Origin of the sequence: Bradyrhizobium sp. B039 (assembly GCF_038965675.1) — a bacterium.
GTDB lineage: Bacteria > Pseudomonadota > Alphaproteobacteria > Rhizobiales > Xanthobacteraceae > Bradyrhizobium > Bradyrhizobium diazoefficiens.
This window is the reverse complement of sequence record NZ_CP152416.1, coordinates 4,004,830-4,018,009: the sequence shown is the minus strand read 5'-3', so window position 1 is coordinate 4,018,009 and position 13,180 is coordinate 4,004,830. Positions and strand designations below refer to the sequence as shown.

10 protein-coding genes are annotated in these 13,180 nt (G+C 65.2%); 3 read left to right on the top strand and 7 right to left on the bottom strand.

Going from position 1 to position 13,180, the window contains the following annotated elements:
* The first annotated feature begins 6 nt into the window (after positions 1 to 6).
* Complete coding sequence (locus tag AAFG50_RS18560; protein ID WP_028170972.1) at positions 7 to 2,082, top strand: TRAP transporter permease; 2,076 nt, start codon at positions 7 to 9, stop codon at positions 2,080 to 2,082.
* A gap of 20 nt (positions 2,083 to 2,102) precedes the next feature.
* Positions 2,103 to 3,944 (top strand): glutaminase A, encoded by a 1,842-nt coding sequence (gene glsA, locus AAFG50_RS18555; protein WP_028170971.1) that lies wholly within the window; start codon positions 2,103 to 2,105, stop codon positions 3,942 to 3,944.
* A gap of 16 nt (positions 3,945 to 3,960) precedes the next feature.
* Here the strand turns inward: glsA and AAFG50_RS18550 are convergent, their stop codons facing one another.
* From AAFG50_RS18550 to AAFG50_RS18530, 5 genes are all read right to left on the bottom strand, one after another.
* Positions 3,961 to 4,263 carry a nucleoside triphosphate pyrophosphohydrolase family protein gene (locus tag AAFG50_RS18550; protein WP_027543134.1) on the bottom strand — a complete coding sequence of 101 codons (303 nt, stop codon included), beginning with the start codon at positions 4,261 to 4,263 and terminating at the stop codon, positions 3,961 to 3,963.
* A 26-nt stretch (positions 4,264 to 4,289) separates the two neighbouring features.
* Positions 4,290 to 4,817 carry a carboxymuconolactone decarboxylase family protein gene (locus tag AAFG50_RS18545; RefSeq protein ID WP_028170970.1) on the bottom strand — a complete coding sequence of 176 codons (528 nt, stop codon included), beginning with the start codon at positions 4,815 to 4,817 and terminating at the stop codon, positions 4,290 to 4,292.
* Between the two features lie 99 nt (positions 4,818 to 4,916).
* Positions 4,917 to 7,148, bottom strand: a complete 2,232-nt coding sequence (locus tag AAFG50_RS18540; RefSeq protein WP_039184346.1) for a N,N-dimethylformamidase beta subunit family domain-containing protein — start codon at positions 7,146 to 7,148, stop codon at positions 4,917 to 4,919.
* Positions 7,149 to 7,161: 13 nt separating this feature from the next.
* Positions 7,162 to 8,766 carry an ABC transporter substrate-binding protein gene (locus AAFG50_RS18535; RefSeq protein ID WP_028170969.1) on the bottom strand — a complete coding sequence of 535 codons (1,605 nt, stop codon included), beginning with the start codon at positions 8,764 to 8,766 and terminating at the stop codon, positions 7,162 to 7,164.
* Between the two features lie 20 nt (positions 8,767 to 8,786).
* Positions 8,787 to 10,178 carry an aspartate aminotransferase family protein gene (locus tag AAFG50_RS18530; protein WP_311995481.1) on the bottom strand — a complete coding sequence of 464 codons (1,392 nt, stop codon included), beginning with the start codon at positions 10,176 to 10,178 and terminating at the stop codon, positions 8,787 to 8,789.
* Positions 10,179 to 10,305: 127 nt separating this feature from the next.
* Here AAFG50_RS18530 and AAFG50_RS18525 point away from each other — a divergent pair, with 127 nt between their 5' ends.
* Positions 10,306 to 11,064: a FadR/GntR family transcriptional regulator gene (locus tag AAFG50_RS18525; RefSeq protein WP_028170967.1), complete on the top strand. Its 759-nt coding sequence runs from the start codon at positions 10,306 to 10,308 to the stop codon at positions 11,062 to 11,064.
* 456 nt (positions 11,065 to 11,520) lie between these two features.
* Here AAFG50_RS18525 and AAFG50_RS18520 read toward each other — a convergent pair whose 3' ends face one another.
* Together AAFG50_RS18520 and AAFG50_RS18515 are read right to left on the bottom strand one after the other, a co-directional pair.
* Positions 11,521 to 11,880 carry an OB-fold domain-containing protein gene (locus AAFG50_RS18520; RefSeq protein WP_011086705.1) on the bottom strand — a complete coding sequence of 120 codons (360 nt, stop codon included), beginning with the start codon at positions 11,878 to 11,880 and terminating at the stop codon, positions 11,521 to 11,523.
* A complete protein-coding gene (locus tag AAFG50_RS18515; protein WP_028170966.1) occupies positions 11,877 to 13,013 on the bottom strand; it encodes a thiolase family protein in 1,137 nt (378 codons plus the stop codon). Before AAFG50_RS18515 ends, AAFG50_RS18520 begins: the two co-directional genes overlap by 4 nt.
* Positions 13,014 to 13,180 lie beyond the last annotated feature (167 nt).

Below are 13,180 nucleotides of genomic sequence, written 5' to 3'. Positions count from 1 at the left end.
TCGATCATGTCGTCTGCTTCAGTCTCCACGGCCCCCAAGGACGAGGCCAAGCGGGTCGTGTTCGACGATCCGCACGGCGCCGCCGCCAACATGCAGGAGGCCGAGGTGACGCGCGTGCGCGCGTTGCGCGGCGCCTGGCGCTGGACGCTGGTGGCTGCGACCGCGGCGACCATCCTGCTCTGCATCAATCAGCAGTTCTCGCTGCGCTTCTTCATCGGCTACACCCAGCTCAACACGGAGTATTTCTATCTCCTGATCGCCTTGATGCTGCCCTTCACCTTCCTGATCTTCCCGGGGACCGAGCGCGCGCCGCTCGACCGCATTCCCTGGTACGACCTCGTCTTCTTCGTCGTGACCTTCGCGGCCGCGCTGCTGTTGATGTCGAACGTGCGCAAGGCGGCGGAGGCCGGGTGGGAATTCGGCGGCGCGCCGAGCAGCGTGATCGCCGCGGGCCTCGTGATGTGGGTGATGCTGATGGAGGCGCTGCGCCGCACCGGCGGCTGGAGCCTGCTGCTCAGCGTGTTTCCCTTCACCGTCTATCCGCTGTTCGCCGAATCCGGCTGGTTAGGTCCGTTCCGCGGCACGCAATCGACGCTGGAGCAGGCCACCGCCTATCACGTGCTGTCGGGCGAGAGCCTGCTCGGCATTCCCATCCAGGCCTTTGCCGACACCGTGATCGGCTTCCTCGTGTTCGGCACCGCGCTGATGATGACGGGGGCCGGCAAATTCTTCATCAACCTCGCCTTCGCGCTGTGCGGCACGTTCCGCGGCGGCGCGGCGAAGGTCTGCATCTTTGCCAGCGGCCTGCTCGGCATGATGTCGGGCTCGATCATCTCCAACGTGCTCACCGCGGGCACCATGACCATCCCCGTGATGAAGAAGAGCGGCTTTCGCGCCTCCTATGCCGGCGCGATCGAGGCCTGCGCCTCCACGGGCGCGGTGCTGGCGCCGCCGGTGATGGGCGCGACCGCCTTCGTGATCGCGCAGTTCCTCAATGTCAGCTACGCCGACGTCGCGGTCGCCGCGATCATTCCTGCCGCGCTCTATTATGTCGGCCTGTTCATGCAGGTCGACGCCTACGCGGCGCGCCACGGTCTCAAGGGCATTCCGCGCGCCGAGCTGCCGCGGATCATGGATACGATCAAGGACGGCTGGTACTACGTCTTCGTCATCGCGCTCCTGATCGTGATGCTGCTCTACTTCAAGCGCGAGAGCCACGCGCCGTTCTACGCCACCGCGCTGCTGCTCGTGCTCAACCAGCTGTTCTCCAAGGACACGCGCTGGACGCTCGCAACGATCGGCAAATTCCTCGAGGTCAACGGCCGTACCTTCGTCGAGCTGGTCGGCATCCTCGCCGGCTGCGGCCTCCTGATCGGCGCATTCTCGATGACCGGCGTGGTGTCGAGCCTCGCCAATGACCTGCTGCATATCGCCGGCGACAATCCCTTCCTGCTGCTCGGCATGTGCGCCCTCACCAGCCTCATTCTCGGCCTCGGGCTGACGACGACGGCCTGCTACATCTTCCTCGCCATCCTGGTCGCGCCGGCGCTGGAGAAGCTCGGGCTGAACAGGATGGCGGTGCACATGTTCATCTTCTACTGGGGCATGCTGTCGTCGATCACGCCGCCGGTCGCGATCGCCTCTTTCGCCGCCGCGGGCATCGCCGGCTCGCCCGCGATGAAGACGGGCTGGGAATCGATGTGGGTCGGCAGCATCATCTATTTCATCCCGTTCTTCTTCGTGCTCAATCCGGCGCTGGTGCTGCAGGGGTCGAGCCCCTATCTCGCCGGCCTCGGCCTGATGGCACTGGCCGCGTTCGGCACGCTGTTCATCTGCGGCGGCATCCAGGGCTACCAACCCTTCGTCGGCGACCTCCGCGGCGCAGGCGCGCTGGAATGGCCGATCCGCGTGCTGCTGGTGATCGGCGGATTCGTGGTGGCGACCCCCGGCGGCGGAATCATGCCGCTGTCGCAGATGCAGGTCACCATGCTGGGCCTTGCGATCCTCGCGCCAACGATTTTGATCGCGCTGCTGTTGATCCGACGGCAAGGGCCGATACCGGACGGGTTGCGCGTGCCCTGATTGCGTTGCACAAGGAGGCGATGACACCGCCGCACGCCTCCGCCTGGACCCGCTCGAAGCCGCCCTTGCTGCGGTTTCTCGACACCTGCCTCAACGAATTCTCCGCCGAAACCTCCGGCGCGGTGGCCGATTACATTCCGGAGCTGGGCAAGGCCGACCCTGCCTATTTTGGCATCAGCCTCGCCACGCTGGACGGCCATGTCTACGAGGTCGGCGACTCCAGGGTGCCCTTCACCATCCAGTCGATGTCAAAGCCGTTCGTGTTCGCGCTGGCGCTGGATCTTTTGGGCGCCGGCCGCGTCGAGAGCGCGATCGGCGTCGAGCCGTCGGGCGATCCCTTCAACTCGATCCGGCTCAATTCCGACAACCACCCGTTCAACCCGATGGTCAATGCCGGCGCGATCGCCTGCACCGGACTGATCTACGACAGCAAGGGCGCGGAGGCCTTCGAGCAGATCCGCCTTGCGCTCAGCCGCTTCGCCGGGCGCGATCTCGCCGTGGACGAGGCCGTCTACAGCTCGGAGAGCCAGACCGGCGACCGCAACCGCGCCATCGGCTATCTCCTGAAGACCAATGCGGTGATCTCGGACAACGTCGCCGCCGTGCTCGACGTCTATTTCCGGCAATGCGCGGTGCTGGTCACGGCGCGCGACATCGCGGTGATGGCGGCAACGCTCGCCAATCGCGGCATCAATCCGGTGACCGGCGAGCAGGTGATGAGCGCTTACGCGATCTCGCGCACGCTGTCGGTGATGACGTCTTCCGGCATGTACGACTATGCCGGCGAATGGATCTACCGCATCGGCATTCCCGCCAAGAGCGGCGTCGGCGGCGGCATTCTGGCGGCGCTCCCTGCCCGGCTCGGGCTCGGCAGCTATTCGCCGAAACTCGACAAGCACGGCAACAGCGTACGCGGCATCAAGGTCTGCGAGGCGCTGTCCTCGCATTACGACCTGCACATGCTCAACCGCAGCGACGACGCGCGCAACGCCGTCATCGCCGACTACGACATCGGCAAGAGCCCGTCGCGGCGCGTGCGCCGCGCGCAGGAGCGAGAGATCCTGGCCGCGCACGAGCAGGAGGTGCGGATCATCGAACTGGTCGGCACGCTGTCGCTGTCGGCGGTCGACTACGTGTCGCGGCGGCTCGCGGGCCGGCCACGGCCGCAATTCGTGATCTTCGACCTTCACCGCGTCACCTCCACCACGCGCGCCGGCGCGCGGCTCGTGGCCGAGGCTTTCGAGGAGCTCGCCGCGCTGAACGTCACGGTGGTGCTATCGGGCGTCAGGCGTGCCTCGAAGGAGTGGAATAGCCTGCGAGAGTGGACCGCGGAGCTGAAGAACGTCCGCGACTTCTACCTGCTCGACACCGCGATCGAATGGGCCGAAGACCAGATCGTCTACCGCTATGGCGGTTCGATCGATTTCCACGAGACCACCGAGCTTGCCGAGCAGCCGCTGCTGGAAGGTCTCAGCGCGGACGAGCTGGCGGAGCTCGGCGCGATCTGCACCATCAGGACCTATCAGTCCGGCGCAAAGATCCTCACGACAGGCGATCCCGCCGATGCCCTGTTCTTCCTGCGCAGCGGCGCGGTGCATGTCACGCTGCCCGACGGCGTGCGGCTGGCGACGCTCACTGCCGGCATGGCGTTCGGCGAGATGGCGCTGCTCGAGCAAACCCGCTCGGCCGACGTCTTCGCCGACATGGCGGCGACGGCCTTCGAAGCCCCGCTGAAGGATTTTGAGCGCTTCCGCGAGCAGCACCCGCGCGCCTCCGAGCGCATCATGCGCAACCTGGCGCAGCTGCTTGCCGATCGCCTGATTGTCGCCAACGCCAAGGTGGATATTTTGACGTCGACCTGAGCGACGCCGGTATGGCTTATCGGCTTGCCGCCTCGCTGATCCGCCGCCTGATCTTGGCGGCGCTAGCCTTGAGCAATTCGGATGGCTGCTGGCCGGTCGCGGCGCACAGGCAGGCCCAGTAGTAGATGACATCGCCGAGCTCTTCGACGAGACCCGCCTTGTCGAGCCAGTCATCGCGCAGCAGCTTCTTGATGTGGTCGGCGACCTCACCCGATTCACCGGCGAGGCCGAGCCCGAGATAGGACAGCCGCTCGTTCGACGGATGCTCATCGACTTTCGCAACGCTTGCGGCCCAGGCCGCATATTCATCGATCGTCATCGGCATCCCTCGCCCCGGCTTTCGGATCAGCCAACCACTTCCGTGACCGGCTGAAGATCGATCTCGAACGTCTCCAGGAATTTCGACGTCATGATGTAGAAGCCGACCGAGAGCTGCAGCTCGACCAGCGCGGCCGGCGTCAGCTTCGATGCGATCGCCTTGAAGGTCGCGTCCGTCGGCTTGTTCAGCTTGACGATCTCGTCGGTGAAGGCGAGCGCGGCGCGTTGCACCTCATTGAAGCAGCTCGCGGCCTGCCAGTTCTCGAGCGCCTCGTTCTGCTCGTCGGTGACGCCGACATTCTTGCCGATGCGCTTGTGGGCGACGATCTCGTACGGCGCCTCGCACAGGATGCCGGTGCGCGTGATGGCGAGCTCGCGCACGATCGGGTCGAGCTCGCCCTTGTGGCGGATGGCGCCGCCGAGCCGGCAATACTGCTCAAAATAGCTCGGCGAATGCGACATCATCCGGAAGATGTTGGCGTGGCGGTTCTTGTCGAGGATTTCGCGGGTGCGATCGGACGCCTTGGACGGGTCGCTGTAGTTGATACGGGCCATCAGTCACCTTGGGTCTTGGTCTTGTTGTCGTTTTTTCGGAGTTCCCAAGACTAATCTTGCGCTGACGCAAGCGCAACATCATCGCGCATCGCGTCATCGCTATGCAGTCGACGCTTTCGGCGCCTGGAACGGCGTGGAATCGGCAAAGCGGCGGACGATATTGGTCACCAGCAGGGCCGCCACGTTGTTGTAGCCGTCAACCGGCAACGCACCGATGAAATTCATCGAGCCGACGGAAAAGACCGCGCCGCCATTCGGCGTCTCGAAGAAGGTCAGGTCGGAACGGATGATCTCCTCGCGCGACGCCGGCCAGGTGTGGTCGTAGCGCTCTTCATTGACCGGCTGATAGGTCGGATCGGTAAGTACGGCCCGGCCGATGATGATCGCATGATGCGGCGTGCCGAGGCGCGTGTCGGCGCGGTCGAGCTCGTGGCCTGCGGCGCCACCGCCCATGAAGCCGCGCTCGCCGAGCTTGGCGCCCGGCCTTGCCAGATCCTCGATGCCCTCGCGCATGAATGCGACGCGGGGATCGAGAATGCCGTCGAGGAAGGTGTAGGGGAAGCCCATGTACTCCCCTTGCGTACTGAAGCCGACGCCGACCAGCGCCTGCGGCGGGCGGCCGAGCCGTCGCCAGAGGCCGCCATAGGACCCGTCGAAAGCATGATAGCTCTCGCCGGGGAGCGTTTCCCAGAGCCGGATGCCGCCCTCGGCGCGTCGCAATTCGAAAGCCCATGTGCCCGTCGCGTGCGGCACCACTTTCCAGTAGAAGCCGTTGCCGCCGAGATACATGAAGCGGCCGCCATTGCCGATATAGGCACCGAGCGAGTCGAGCGTCTCGTGCGTGTGGTATTCCGGATGCTGGCCGGTGAGAACGACGCTGTATTGCGACAGCAGGTCGACGCCTTCGGCATGGACGTCGTGATCGGTGATGACCTCGAAATCGATGCCCTTGCGGGTCAGAAGATCGGTGATGGCGCTGTCGGCGGAGATCCAGTACAGGCCGGAACCGTAGTCGCTGGGATCGACGAGGTGGATCTGGTTCACGCGCTTGTCGATCAGCGGCCGGCGCATGGTCGACATCACCACGCCGCTGCCGTCCGAATGGAAGTTGTAGGGCGACACGCCGTATTCGGGATGGCCGTCCGGCGCCTGCGCCAGCGCGCCCCAGGCGAGCGACCGCTCCGTGATCAGGGCCTGCCTGCCCTTCTTCTGATACTGGCTATAGACCGTGTAACTGAAGGTCGGGGCGAGGAATGCCACCTTGGCCTGCGATCCCGGTATGCGGGCGCGGACATAGAAGACGATGTTGTCGCGCGCGCCGTCCTTTTCCAGGTGCAGCGCATAGACGCCGCTCTTCCAGTCTTCCGGCACGGTGAAGGTCAACGACGGCTGCCAGCCGGAATCGCCGATATCGTCGTCGTGGAAATGGATCGCGCCCCAGAGCTTCGGCTGTTCCGTCCAGCGATGCGTCACGCCGCCTGTCCAGCGCGATCCCGTCATCGCGCGCGTCGGCAAATTGATGCAAACGCCGTGCGCCCTGGAAGGACCGATATCGGTGGCAATGTCGGTCGGAATGCCGATGGAAAAATCCCATTCGGCGATGGCCCGGGCCGCGGCTCCAGAGCCTTGCGCGGCGATGACATCATCAAGGCCGTTGCTGCCATCGGTGATGCGCGGCCGTTCGATCTTGCCGTTGAAATGGTGGACTGCGCCTTGCCCTGCGCGCTCCGCCGCAATCGCGACGGCCCCCATGCCGGCCAACGCGGTGCGCGGCGCGCCCAGCGTTTTCGTCGCGCGCTCGTCGCGGTCGAGCCTGATCTTGCGGGGGGCCTGTGCGATCGCCAGCGATCCGGTCACCGGGTCGAACAGACACGCGATATCGTGCCACGCCCGCTCGGTGAGCGCGATGCCGGTCTCGACCTCGAATGTTGTCTCGCCAACGACAAGCCGCGCAAAAGCGCCCGCCTTGCCGACGCCAAGCGTCAGCGCGCCGCCAGCGCCCGCCCAGTTCAGCACGGCCTGCCTGCCCGCGGCGAGCAGGGTCGGCCAGACGGTCGCGGCAAAGGCGATCGGGCCTGCCGGCAGCGCCAGTGCTGATACATCGACCCAAGAGCCTTTGGCGACGGTCTGCTCGATGCCATCGTGCTGGCCTTCGAGATCCCACTTGACCGGAATCTCGCGATAGCCGGGTCCCCTCGGGTTCGGGTCGCCACAGATCACGCGGGCGATCCGCGCCGAATAGCGGCCACCGCCCTTGACCGCGATCATGAAGTTGATGGCGTCGCCGGGGCGCACGCTCCAGCGGTCCGCATAGCCGGTGATCGGAAGCATCGAAAATCCCTCTTCAGGCCCCGCGCACGTTCCAGAACAACGGCAGGCCCTTGAGCATGCCCGTCAGGCTCTTCTTGTAAGCGGTCGGCTGATAGAAGACACCAAGCGGAACATAGGGAACGTCGATGAAGCACTGCTTCTGCATCTCGACGCCGATCCTGGCCTGCGCGGCGGCATCGGGAGCGGCGAACCAGGCATCCCGCAGCTGTTCCAGCTTCTCGCTCTTCGCCCAGCCGAACGTCGCCTTGTCACCGCTGCCGCGGATGAAGTTATGCGCCGACGGATTCAGCTGCGTGACACCCGCGGAATAGGTGCAGAAGGCGCTGTATCCCGCCTTGTCCGGCGTCTCGCGGTTGCCCATGCGCCGCAGCATCGAGCCCCAGTCCATCGCCGCGTAGTCGAGATTGAAACCGAGCTTGCGGAACAGATCAGCCGCGACTTCGCTCATCTGCCCGATCACAGGGAAATCGCCCGGCGCCATCAGCAGCACTTTCTCGCCCTTGTAGCCGGCGTCCTTGATCGCCTTGGCCGCGGCGGCGATATCCCGGGGGCCGGTCAGCGCTTCCATGCCGGCATCGTTCGCCATGTTGCCGCCGGGCGCGAAGAAGCCGATTTTGTCCCGCCAGAGACTGCTGTCCTCTCCCGCGACTGCGGACATGAATTCCTTCTGGCTGATGGCGGAGAGCACCGCGCGGCGGATGGCCGGGTTGTCGAAGGGCGGCTGCGTGTGGTTGAAACGCAGCACGCCGACATTGCCTATCGGGTCGAGCAGCTCGACATTCAGCGCCTTGTTGCCCTTCAGCTTCGGCAACAGGTCGACGATGGGCTGATCCCACCAGTCGATCTCACCCTGCTGAAGTGCGGCCGCCGCCGTCGCGGGATCCGGGATGACCTGCCACTCGACCCGGTCGAAATGCGCGACCTTCGGACCGGCCAGCAGGCTCGGCGTCCCCTCGGGGCGCGGCACATAGCCGTCGAAACGCGTGTAGACCAGACGCGCGCCGGGCACGTGCTGATCGGCCTGGAACTTGAACGGACCGGAGCCGATCAGCTCCTTGACCGGCGTGACGCTGTCCGTCTGTGCAAGACGCTCCGGCATGATGAAGGCAACGATGGCGCCCACTTTGCCGAGCGCTTCCGGCAGCAGCGGAAACGGCGACTTGAGACGCCAGCGCACGGTCTTGTCGTCAGGCGCCGAGACTTCGTCGACCAGGTTGAAGAGCGAATTGCCGAACGCATCGCGCGAGGCCCAGCGTTTCAGGCTCGCCACCACGTCGCGTCCGCGCACGGGCTCACCGTCGTGGAATTTCAAGCCATCCCGCAACGTCATCGTCCAGAGCTTGCCGTCGTTCTCGACGGTATGGCCGGCGACCATCTGCGGCTGAACCTGGAATTTCTCATCCACGCCGTAGAGAGTATCCCAGATCAGGAAGCCGTGGTTCCGGTTGACCAGGCCGGTGGTGATCATCGGATCGAGAATTGCGGCATCGGCCTGCGGTACGAAGCGCAGCACGCGCGAGGCTTGCGCGCGGGCCAGCCGCGGCATCGGCAAAGTCGAGCCCAAGGCGACGCCGAGACCGGCGCCCAGTGTGGATCGGAGCAGGTCTCGACGGCGCATGCTATGGTCTCCTCAACGGGTTACGCGGATGGACGTTTCTCGGCAAGCTTCGCTTCGGCGCTGAACAAGGTCCGCCCGAAAAGGTCGAGCGCCTCGTCAACCCCGGCTTCGTCGATGATCAGCGGCGGACAGAACCCGATCGTGTCGCCCATCGCGCGGATGATCAGGCCGTTCTCGATCGCGAGCGCGTCGAACATCGCGCCGACCTTCAGCGCGGGATCGAAGGCCTGCCGCGTCGCGGGGTCGGCGACCAGCTCGACCCCGATCATCAATCCCTCGCCGCGCACCTGCCCGACGATGCGCGAATCCCGCGCGATCTGCTCCAGCCCGGCACGGAGCCGGCTGCCCATGCGGCGGACATGCGGGACCACATCCATCTCGTGATAGATCTTCAATGTCTCGAGCGCGATGGCCGCGCCGACCGGGTGTCCGGAATTGGTGAAGCCGTGGCCGAACAGCTCACCGCCCTTGTTCATCTCGCTGAGTGCATCCCGGATCGGACGTCCCAGCAACACCGCTGACATCGGGAAGTAGGACGAGGTGATGCCCTTGGCGAGCGCCACCATGTCCGGCTTCATGCCGACCGTCTCGCAGCCGAACCAGTTGCCGGTGCGGCCGAAGCCGCAGACCACCTCGTCGCCAAGCACCAGGATGTCGTGACGGCGCAGCACCGCCTCGATCGCAGCGAAATATCCCTTGGGCGGCACGACGATGCCACCGCCGGCGTTGATCGGCTCGGCGATGAAGGCGGCGATCGTATCAGGTCCCTCGGCCATGATCAGCGCTTCGAGATCGGCGGCAAGGCGATCGACGAACGCCGCCTCGCTCTCGCCCGGCCTGGTGCCGCGATAGGCATCCGGGCAATGCGTGTGCAGGAAACCGTCGAGCGGGAGGCCGAATTCACGATGCATGCGCGGCAGGCCGCACATCGAGGCCGCAACGATCGTCGAGCCATGGAAACCGCGATCGCGGGCGATGATCTTCCGCTTCCCGGGCTTGCCACGAACCGCGTGATACACCCAGGCAAGCTTCACCATCGTCTCGGTGGCTTCCGAGCCTGAGGTGGCGAAATAAGCTTGCGCATCCGGGATCGGCGAGATCTCGACCAGCTTCTCGGCGAGCTCGATCGTGTTATCCGGCGTCTTGTGATTGAAGCTGTGATAGAAGCCGAACTTGTCGTAGGCCGCCGCCGCTGCCGCCTTGAGCCGCTTCTCGGAAAAGCCGAGCGAGGTGCACCAGAGCCCGGCCATCGCTTCCAGATAACGCTTGCCGCTCGCGTCATAGACATGGACGCCCTCGCCGCGCGCCATGATCAGCGGTCCGATTTCTGCATGACGCTGTGGGTTGGTCTGCGAGTGCAGATGGAACGCGATGTCGCGCGCCTCGGCTGAATTGGGCTTGCTGTCGAACACGCGCGCAGCCTCCATCGTTCCACCGACGGAGCATTCCCAACCCCGGTCGCGCGAAACTGGTCAGTCCAAATTGGTCTGACCAGCTTGGCTTTCGTGCGGCAGCTTGTCAAACTCAAATAAAGAGCTGATGAGCACGAAGATGTTGCACGATCCCCCGTCCAAGCCCGAACGCAGCTTCGAGATCGTCGCCCGGCGCATTGCTGCGATGATCCAGGCGAGTTACCGGATCGGCCAGCGCCTGCCGGCAGAGCGCGATCTCGCGAAGACCTTTGGCGTGTCGCGGCCGACGGTGCGCGAGGCCATCCTGTCGCTGGCGATGGCCGGCATGCTGAAGGTGCGCAGCAACAGCGGCGTCTATGTGATCAGTCGTCAGGAAGCACCCGACGTGCACGCGCTCGAAGGCTTCGGGCCGTTCGAGAATCTGGAAGCGCGCCAGCTCATCGAGCCGCAGATCGCCGCGATCGCGGCGCAGCGCGGCACCGAAGCCACCTTCGCGCAGCTCGCCGAAGCGCTCGCCATGATGCGCTGGGAACATGCGCAGGGGCGCGAGGCCGACACGTCGGATCACCGTTTCCACATGGTGCTGGCCGAGGCGACGGGGAACGGCGCGCTGGTGCAGATCAGCGACTCGCTGTGGCGCGCGCAAACCGAGTCCGGCATCTGGCAGGAAATTCACAACCACATGCAGATGGAGGACTATCGTCCCATGTGGCGCAGGGATCACGAGGCCATCTTCGAAGCCGTTCAAGCGAGGAACCCACGCAAGGCGAGCCTCGCCATGACGCGTCACCTCACCAACATCAGGGATGCGCTGATGGAGGCTTCGAATGCCAGATCGATGGCCACGACCAAGGCGCCCGCGAATCCTCCCAAGAAGGCCAAATGAAACTTTTTGCGGTTGAAGCAAGTTTTCGCAAACCCTGTGCTGCGCGACCGCAAGAGCAACATCATCGAGTCAAAATGCCGCCGCATTGCTGATCGACCTTGGCACAGTCGATATTCGCCGCGTGGGGACAAATCGCGGCGGATACTCGCAAGGGGTGTTCCGAGTAAAAACAATTGGCCGTCGGGTGCGCTAGCCGCGCAACGATGAGTCACGCCCAAGTCTAGGGAGAAAAGGCATGAAGGAAGCCACCAAGGGGGCGGCCTCGGGAGCGCTCGCGCATATGCTGGCGGTGACGGCGATGCTCGTCATCGCCAGCATCTTGTTCTACGGGCGCTAGTAAGAGTTGTAAGCGTTGTAAGAGTTTTCGTCGTTCCGGGGTGGCCCTCGCACAGGCCAGGCCCAGAATACCCGTTCCAGGCTCGGTCTTCCGGACCGCCCCCGAATGACGAAATCCCGCTATTTGCTTTTGGTGAAGAACGGCACGAGCTTCCCGGCGAACGGCTTGAAGCTCGCATTGACCTCGTCGCCGATGGCGAGGTCGGTCTCGCCGTGGGCCATCATGCGAAAACCCTCGGCACAATCGACCAGCAGGATGTTGTAGGGCACGTGCGCGCGCGTCTCGGGCGTGGCGGCGCGGCAGACCAGCGAGGTCGCGTAGACCCTGCCCTTGCCGCTGGCGCGCTGCTCGGATGGGCCGGACCCTCCGCAGGCCGCGCAGAAAGCGCGATGGAAATACTGCACATGACCGCATGCGCCGCAGGTCTGAAAGGTGATGGCCCGTTCGCCCGTGGTCCAGTCGGCCAGACGCTCGCTCATCGCACCCGCTCCAGGAACATGCTGACATGGGACGACAGCACGCCGCCGTCGCCGTGCAGCAGTGCTATCGAGGCATCGCGCACCTGGCGATTCGCCGCCCGCCCCGTCATCTGCAAATGCGCCTCGACCAGATGCGCCATCGCACCGCCGACGCCGCAATGGCCGTAGCTGAGCAGACCGCCATGGGTGTTGAGCGGCATCGCGCCGTCGCGGCCATAATGGCCAGAGCGTACGCGGGCCGCCGCTTCACCACGGCCGGCGAGGCCGAGATCCTCCAGCAGCATCGCAAGCGTGATCGTAAAACTGTCGTAGATCGCGGCGTAGCGCACGTCGGAGATCGCAAGGCCGGTGGCCTCCCTGGCGCGCGCGATCGAGATCTCGGCACCGAGCTCGCTCAAGCCGGGCGCGGCCGTGACGTGCTGATGGGTGTGGGCCTGCGCGCAGCCGCGGATGCGCACGTCGGCCTCGCCCGTCCGCTCGCGGCTGATGACGAAGGCGGCGCCGCCGTCCGACACCGGGCAGCAGTCGAGCAATTTGAGCGGCATCGCCACCGGCTTCGAGGCCATGACGTCCGCGACCGTGATGGGATCGCGGAACTGCGCGCCGGGATGGGTGCAGGCGTGGGCCCGCATCAGCACCGCGAATTCGGCGAGGTCCTCTTCGGTCACGCCATATTCGTGCATGTACCTGCTAGCAACGAGGCCGTAATAGGCGGGAATGGTCGGGCCGAGCGGCACCTCGTAATCGGGATGGCCGACCTGCGCGAGCGCCTGGATCGAGGCGTCGCGGCTCTGTCCCGTGAGGCGGTTCTCGCCGGCGACGACGAGCACATTGCGCGCGACGCCGGCCTCAACGAGATGATGCGCGAGCATCGTCATCGCCAACCCCGTGGCGCCGCCGACCTGCACGGCATGGGCGTAGCTCGGGCGGATACCAAAGTGCTCGGCGAAGACGGTCGCCAGCATGATGTGCGGCGAGACGGTGGAGTAGCCGCAGAGGACGCCGTCGATCTCGGCACGCTTCAGCCCGGCATCGTCGAGCGCGGCTTGCGCGGCCCTGCTCATCAGGTCGAGCGAGGATGAGCCTTCGTGCTTGCCGTACGGCGTGAGGCCGACGCCGGTGATGAAGCTCATGCTCTCTCCTCCCCGTCATTCCGGGGCGCGCCTTCTTTAGGCGCGAGCTCCGGTGCGCAATTGCGCACCTGAGAATCCCTACTCCCGATGGTGGTTATGGATTCCGGGCTCGCGACTTCGTCGCGCCCCGGAATGACGGATGAGAGGGTTTGCGCCATCGCTTCCTC

Coding starts and splice junctions, on each gene's coding strand:
- AAFG50_RS18535 (WP_028170969.1), bottom strand. CDS start 8,766: ATGCGCCGTCGAGACCTGCTCCGATCCACACTGGGCGCCGGTCTCGGC.
- glsA (WP_028170971.1), top strand. CDS start 2,103: ATGACACCGCCGCACGCCTCCGCCTGGACCCGCTCGAAGCCGCCCTTG.
- AAFG50_RS18560 (WP_028170972.1), top strand. CDS start 7: ATGTCGTCTGCTTCAGTCTCCACGGCCCCCAAGGACGAGGCCAAGCGG.
- AAFG50_RS18525 (WP_028170967.1), top strand. CDS start 10,306: ATGAGCACGAAGATGTTGCACGATCCCCCGTCCAAGCCCGAACGCAGC.
- AAFG50_RS18550 (WP_027543134.1), bottom strand. CDS start 4,263: ATGACGATCGATGAATATGCGGCCTGGGCCGCAAGCGTTGCGAAAGTC.
- AAFG50_RS18515 (WP_028170966.1), bottom strand. CDS start 13,013: ATGAGCTTCATCACCGGCGTCGGCCTCACGCCGTACGGCAAGCACGAA.
- AAFG50_RS18520 (WP_011086705.1), bottom strand. CDS start 11,880: ATGAGCGAGCGTCTGGCCGACTGGACCACGGGCGAACGGGCCATCACC.
- AAFG50_RS18545 (WP_028170970.1), bottom strand. CDS start 4,817: ATGGCCCGTATCAACTACAGCGACCCGTCCAAGGCGTCCGATCGCACC.
- AAFG50_RS18540 (WP_039184346.1), bottom strand. CDS start 7,148: ATGCTTCCGATCACCGGCTATGCGGACCGCTGGAGCGTGCGCCCCGGC.